Genomic DNA, 1,121 nt, shown 5'->3' on the forward strand with positions numbered 1-1,121 from the left:
AAGCAACAGGCTGGAAATGCTGGAAATATGGATTCAAAGACTTAGCGGCATACGATGCCGAAGGCAATGCGTACAAGTATGAAGTAAAAGAAGAACCAGTAGATGGATATAAATCCGAAGTTCACGGTCATGACATTACRAATACAAAAGTAGCGCAAACAACAGTAGAAGGAACGAAGACTTGGAAAGACGGAAACGCAACAAATCGTCCGGCAACAATCAAAGTAGACTTACTACAAAACGGTAAAGTAGTAGACACAAAAGAAGTAACAGCGGCAACAAACTGGAAGTATACATTTGAAAAACTTCAAGCATACGATGCCGAAGGCAATGCGTACAAGTATGAAGTAAAAGAAGAACCAGTAGATGGATATAAATCCGAAGTAAAAGGTTATGACATTACGAATACAAAGGTAGCGCAAACAACAGTAGAAGGAACAAAGACGTGGAAAGATGGCAATGCGACAGATCGTCCGAAAACAATCAAAGTAGATTTACTACAAAACGGTCAGGTCATCAATACACAAGAAGTAAGTGAAGCARCAGGTTGGAAATATGGATTCAAAGACTTAGCGGCATAYGATGCCGAAGGCAAYGCGTACAAGTATGAAGTRAAAGAACAACCAGTRGATGGATATAAATCCGAAGTAAAAGGTTATGACATTACGAATACAAAAGTAGCGCAAACAACAGTAGAAGGAACAAAGACKTGGAAAGACGGAAACGCAACAGATCGTCCGGCAACAATCAAAGTAGACTTACTACAAAATGGCCAAGTAGTTGCGACGCAAGAAGTAAGTGAAGCAACAGGCTGGAAATATGGATTCAAAGACTTAGCGGCATACGATGCCGAAGGCAATGCGTACAAGTATGAAGTAAAAGAAGAACCAGTAGATGGATATAAATCCGAAGTTCACGGTYATGACATTACRAATACAAAAGTAGCGCAAACAACAGTAGAAGGAACGAAGACTTGGAAAGACGGAAACGCAACAAATCGTCCGGCAACAATCAARGTAGACTTACTACAAAATGGCCAAGTAGTTGCGACGCAAGAAGTAAGTGAAGCAACAGGCTGGAAATATGGATTCAAAGACTTAGCGGCATACGATGCCGAAGGC

Annotated in this window: 1 protein-coding gene; it reads left to right on the forward strand. The window is 40.9% G+C overall.

Annotation, left to right across the window (positions count from 1 at the left end; genetic code table 11):
- A partial coding sequence (locus AC1DTM_RS27755; RefSeq protein WP_477001405.1) for a Cna B-type domain-containing protein occupies window positions 1-1,121 on the forward strand: 1,121 nt, incomplete at both ends.

This window comes from Bacillus sp. P4_D3, assembly GCF_056401855.1.